The following is a 5,724-nucleotide window of genomic DNA, read 5'->3' on the forward strand; positions in this document are numbered from 1 at the left end:
GAAACGCCTCGGCGGCCTCCACCAGCCGGGCGCGGATGCGGTCGCGCAGCTCCCGGGTGGCGGCGTTGGTGAAGGTCACCACCAGGATCTCCGGCGGGGTGAGGGCGCGGGGGAAGCTCTCTGCATCGGCCTCGTCCCGGGGGCCCAGCACCAGGCGCACGTAGAGCAGGGCGATGGTGAAGGTCTTGCCGGTGCCGGCGCTGGCCTCGATCAGCCGGCTGCCGGTGAGCGGCAGGCGAATCGGGTCCAGGGTGGGGGGCGTCTGCTGGTCCTGCGTACTCATGCCTTGCCTCCCTTGCCTTTGCCCTTGCCGCCATTGCCCTTGGCGTTCTTCTCCTTCGGCTTCTTAACTGCCAGCAGCAACGGTGCGTAGAGCCGTTCGGCCAGCTCGGCGAAGCCGCCACCCTCTGACGACCGGACCAGCGCCTCCAGCTCCGGCCACTGGCGCAGCAGGTAGGGGTCGCGGCCACGCTCGCCGTGGTCGTTGTTGAAGCCGCTGCCGTAGAAGACGGTACTGGCGGCCTTCCAGGCCTTGTCGTCCTCTTCGCTTGCCGTGCCGGCGAGGCAGCGGGCCATGGCCGCAGGGCTTCCGCCCTTCTCCAGCCAGGCGAAGGCGGTGTCCCGGGCCAGGGGCAGGGGGGTGGCCATGCCGTGCTGCCAGGCCGCGGCGATATCGGCCAGCCGCGCGCGGGCCTCCTCGGCGGGCAGCGGGGCCAGGGTGCCGCCGCCGGCGCGGGAGAGCAGCCGGGTGGTCATGGGCCCCTCCAGCTGGCTGGCCAGGTGGGCCACCCAGGGCCCCAGCCAGTGCTTCCAGTGGTACTTGCCCTTGTTGACCAGGCTGCTGGTGGTGAGCAGCACCCGGCAGCGCTCCATGGCGTCGTTGACGCGCAGCTCGCCCAGCCAGTCCTCCAGGGCCAGGCCGCCGCCCGGGATCTCGTCGGCGCCTTCGTCCAGCGCCTCGCGAAAGTCCAGCGAGACGGTGAGGGGCTCCTCCATGGCGTGGGGCCACTCGTCGAGTACCTGGCGGTAGTCGGCGAAGAGGGTGTCCATGGGCTCGACGAGGGAGTCGCGCATGCGCTCGGCGAAGCCGCCCATGGCCAGGCGCCCCTGGCGCTCGAGGCGCTCCAGGGTTGCCAGCATGGCGGGCTCATGGGGCTCGCCGGCCTCCACTGCCGTGCGGCTCGCCTCGATCAGCGCATGCTGCAGCTGCCAGTGGTCGAGGCCGCCGAGGGTGAAGGGCTCGTGGTCGAGGCGCTCCATGGCCTCCGTTTCGAGAAAGACCTTGAGCCGGGTGGTGGTGAAAGCCTGCACCGGGGCCTTGAGGAAGGCGCCCAGCTGGGCCAGGGTCAGCGGGGCCTCCTGGCGGAACGGCGCCAGCGGCGTCTGCGCGGTTGGCGTGGGCTCGGCGTCGGGGCGATGCAGCTCGCGCCACTCGTGGGCGTAGGTGGTCAATGAAGAACCTTCCCGGAAATACTCGATGCTGAAGGGCTGCAACGGGTGCTCGGTGGTCAGCGCCGCCAGCAGCGCCTTGCCGCCGTCCTCCTCTTCCTGCCCTGCCAGCCGCCAGCCCCGGGCCAGGTGGTCGCGCAGCTGGCCGAGCAGCACCGAGGGGGGCTGCTCGCTGTTGTCGACGATGCTGCGCCCCACCCAGCTGATGCTCAGCCGGTCGCGGGCCGAGAGCAGCGCCTCCAGGAAGAGGTAGCGGTCGTCCTCGCGGCGGGAGCGGTCGCCGGGGCGGTAGTCCTGGGCCATCAGGTCGATGTCCAGGGGCCGCTGCACCCGGGGATAGTCGGCGTCGTTCATCCCCAGCAGGCAGACGTGGCGGAAGGGGATGGCGCGCATCGGCATCAGGGTGGCGATGTTCACCGCCCCGGCGAGGAAGCGCTGGGAGAGGCTCGCCTCGTCCACCTGGGCGAGCCAGTGGTCGCGCACCACCGAGAGCGGCAGGGGCTCGCTGAGCCCGGCCTCCTCGGCGCTCTCCTGCCAGGCGTCCAGCGCCTGCTCGAGCCGGGTCAGCGCCATCAGGTCCTGGTCGGAGTCGGCCAGGAAGCAGGCCGCCAGCAGCTCGCGCAAGCGCTCGCCCCAGCCGGCCACGTCGCAGGGTTCGGCCAGGCGGTGCCACTGGGTCTCCAGGGTATCGATCAGGCTGACCAGCGGGCCGGCCAGCGCCGCCTCCAGCCCGCCGATGTCGTCATAGGGCTCCACCCCCTGCCAGGGCCCCTCGGCGGCGTCGCCCACCGCATAGCCCAGCAGCAGCCGGCGCAGGCCGAAGGCCCAGGTGTTGGCGACCATGCCGCCCGGCAGGTCGAGGCTCTGGCGCTGGCGGGCGTCGAGCCCCCAGCGGATGCCGGCGCCCTCGATCCAGCGGCGCAGGGTGGGCAGGCCGCTCTCGGGGATGGCGAAGCGCGCGCGCACCGCCGGCACCTCCAGCAGGTCGAGCAGGTCGCTCACCGAGAGGCGCAGCTCCGGCAGGCGCAGCAGCGACTCCAGCGCGATCAGCAGCGGCAGGCGGTGGCGGCTGGCCTGGTCGGAGAGGGTGAAGGGGATATGGCGTGGGTCATCGGCGTCGAGCCGGCCGAACACCGCCTGCACCGCGGCGGCGTACTGGTCCACGTCGGGCACCATCACCAGGATATCGCGGGGCCGGAGGGTCGGGTCCTCGCTGAAGGCGGCCAGCAGCTGGTCGTGGAGAATCTCCACCTCGCGCAGGGCACTGTGGGCGACCTGGAAGCGCAGCGAGCGGTCGCGGGCCGGCTCCACGGCGGGCCAGGTGGCGCGGGTCTCGGCCAGCGGGCGCAGCTCGAGGATATCGTCCTGCAGCTGGCGCAGCAGGCTGGGTTCGCTGCCCGCTTCGTCCTCCGTTTCCTCCGCGCTTTCCAGCGGCGAGTCGAAGAGGTCGATGCGCAGCGCCTCGCCCTCGAAGAGGCCGCGGTAGGCCTGCTGCTCGTCGAACTCGTCCAGCAGGCGCAGGTAGTCGCGGCCCTGCTTGCCCCAGGCGGCCAGCAGCGGCTGGGCGTGGAGGTGCAGCTCGGTCTCGGCGAGGTCCGCCGGCATGCCGGGGCGGCGCCGCTGACGCCTTCTCTCGGCCCTGAGCAGGTCCTTGTGCTCGATGATGTCCGCCCAGTAGTGGCGGCAGGGGTTGTGCACGCAGAGCAGCACCTGGCTGACCCGTGCCATGGCGGCCAGCGCCTCCAGGGTCTGGGCGGGCAGCGAGGAGATGCCGAAGACGATCACCCGGCGCGGCAGGCCGGGCGGGCGCTCGCCCAGCTCCCGGCACGCCGCGAGGAAGCGCTCATGGACCGCCGCGCGGCTGGAGGCCAGCCCCGCCTCGCCATGGGCCCGGGCGATGTCGTCGCGCAGGGCGCGCCACAGCTCGGCCTGCCAGCGCTGCTCCTCGGAAAGCATGCGCGCCTCGCCCCGGGCGGTGATCAGCACGTCCTCGCCCGCCGCCCAGGCGGTGAGCCAGTCGGCGCGGTAGACCTGGTACTGATCGAATAGGTCGGCCAGGCGCTCGGCCAGCTGGTGGCGCTTGCGCAGGTCGTCGTCGCCTTCCAGGAAGCGCGCCAGGGGGGCGAAGACGGGGGCGTCGAGCAGGGCGGGCAGCAGGCGCATCAGCCGCCACACCAGGCGCGGCTTGTCGAAGGGGGAGACCGGCGGCACCGCGTCCTCGCCTTCCCGTTGAGAGAGCACGCTGCGGTAGGCCTGCCACAGGAAGCGCGCCGGCAGGGTGACGTCCAGGGCCGCGGCGATGCCGGCGCCGCCCCGGGACTCGTCGGCGGCCAGGGCCAGCTTCAGCCACTGGCTGATGCCGTTGCTCTGCACCAGGATCGTCTCGTTCTCCAGCGGCCCCAGCGGGTGGCGGCGCATCCACTCCACCACCAGGCCGCGCAGCGCCTCCAGGCGGTTGCCGTGGATCACCATGAAGCCGGGTTCGAGCTCGTGGCCATGGAGGGTAGAGAGAGGCATGGCGCGGGTCCTTCGCTGGGTGCCGGGGGGAGACAGCAGGCCTCACATGGTGCCACAGCGTGGTGCCGGATGGGCTACCATCGGGGAATCGCGATTCTCACGGAGACCCTGTCATGAGCGACTACCTGCTCGAAGAACACGCCCTGAGCCCGGGCAAGATCTACCGCCTGCTGTCGGGCAGTATCTGCCCGCGGCCCATCGCCTGGGTCTCGACCCTGGACGCTGCGGGCAACGCCAACCTGGCGCCCTTCTCCTTCTTCAACGTGATGAGCGTCAACCCGCCGGTGCTGGGCTTCTCGCCGCTGCTCGACGGCGACGGCAACCCCAAGGACACCATCCGCAACCTCGGCGAGGTGGGGGAGTGCGTGGTGCATATCAGCGGCGAGGGGCTGGTGAAGGAGATGAACGCTACCAGCGCGGGGCTCGAGCACGGCGACGACGAGTTCGTCCATGCCGGGCTCGAGAAGGTGGCCATGGCCGGCGTCTCGGTGCCGCGGGTGGCCGGCGCCCCGGTGGCCTTCGGCTGCCGGCTGCGCGAGATCATCCGCTTCGGCGACCAGCCCCTGGCGGGCAACCTGGTGCTGGCCGAGGTGGTGTCGATCCACATCGAGGATGCGCTGTGGGACGGCCGCCACGTGGATGCCGAGGGGCTCAGGCCCATCGGGCGCATGGCCGGCAACGACTACGCCCGCTGCACCGACCTCTTCGAGGTGGAGCGCCCGGCCTCGGGCAGCGCCATGAGCGCACAGCAGCGCGGCGGCCGATAGGGCCGCCGCGGTTAAAGGTGAGGGCGTTTTGGCTTACTCGGCTTCCGGCGGGACCAGCGCCTCCGGTATCTCGATGCCGATCTCGCGGTAGTAGCGCAGCGAGCCGGCGTGCAGCGGGGTGGTGGTGTTCTCCACCGAGATCTCGGCCGTCATGCCGCGGGCCGGGGCGAAGGTCTCGCCGAGGCGCTCGATGTTCTCCCAGTAGGCCCGGGTGAATTCGTAGCCGGCCTCCTCGGAGAGGTCGCTGGTGGCGGCGATGCCGATGTAGGTGCCCAGGGTGGTGGCCGCCGGCATGTCGCGGTAGGTGCCCTCCGGGATCTCGGCGCGCGACAGGAAGGGCAGCGCCTCGGTGGCAGTGGCCACCTGCTCGTCGGTCATCGACAGCACCCGCAGCGGGCGCGAGGAGTGCACCTCGGTGAAGGCCGGTATCGGCGGGATGCCGTTGTAGCTGAAGCCGACGATGCGGCCGTCCACCACGGCGTCGGCGGCGTCCGACATGCTCATGCGCTGGAAGTCCGGCGAGATGCCCAGGGCGGTGAAGACCAGGTCGGTGATGTACTCGCCGCCGCCACCGATGCTGCTGGGGTTGAAGCGAGCTCCCTCCAGGTCCTCGAAGGTCTCGATGCCGCTGTCCTGGCGTACCGCCCAGTGCATGGTGGAGGGCGCGACCCACAGCACCATGCGCATCTGCTCGATGGCGTCGTTCTCGTAGCGCCCTTCGCCGTTGTAGGCCTCGAAGGCGCCGGGGGCGTCGATCAGCCCCATGTCGATCTCGCCGCGGCCCAGGCGGATGGCGTTCTCCCGGGAGCCACCGGTCTCGCGCACCGAGACCTCCAGCGGGGAATCGCCGCTGACCAGCCGCGAGAGCTCCGAGAAGCCGAAGTACCAGCCGGAGGCGGTCGGGGCGACGCCGATGCCGATGGCCTCGTCGGCGAGCACGGGGGCGGCGAGGCCCGCGGTGAGCACGGCGGCGGCCAGCGGGGTGAGCAGG

Annotated in this window: 4 protein-coding genes; 1 reads left to right on the top strand and 3 read right to left on the bottom strand. The window is 71.8% G+C overall.

Annotation, left to right across the window (positions count from 1 at the left end; translation table 11 throughout):
* Positions 1–283: UvrD-helicase domain-containing protein (locus tag IBX53_RS14130; protein WP_290910414.1), on the bottom strand; the 283-nt coding region annotated here is incomplete at its 3' end.
* Positions 280–3,966 (bottom strand): exodeoxyribonuclease V subunit gamma, encoded by a 3,687-nt coding sequence (recC, locus tag IBX53_RS14135; RefSeq protein ID WP_290910416.1) that lies wholly within the window; start codon positions 3,964–3,966, stop codon positions 280–282. The genes IBX53_RS14130 and recC, both read right to left, overlap by 4 nt.
* Positions 3,967–4,079: 113 nt before the next feature.
* Between recC and IBX53_RS14140 the strand changes: the two genes are divergently transcribed.
* A complete protein-coding gene (locus IBX53_RS14140; protein ID WP_290910419.1) occupies positions 4,080–4,733 on the top strand; it encodes a flavin reductase family protein in 654 nt (217 codons plus the stop codon).
* A gap of 33 nt (positions 4,734–4,766) precedes the next feature.
* Here the strand turns inward: IBX53_RS14140 and IBX53_RS14145 are convergent, their stop codons facing one another.
* Positions 4,767–5,723: a TAXI family TRAP transporter solute-binding subunit gene (locus IBX53_RS14145; protein ID WP_290910422.1), complete on the bottom strand. Its 957-nt coding sequence runs from the start codon at positions 5,721–5,723 to the stop codon at positions 4,767–4,769.
* Position 5,724: the final 1 nt, after the last annotated feature.

It is taken from the genome of Halomonas sp. (genome assembly GCF_014859505.1).
Lineage (GTDB): Bacteria > Pseudomonadota > Gammaproteobacteria > Pseudomonadales > Halomonadaceae > Halomonas.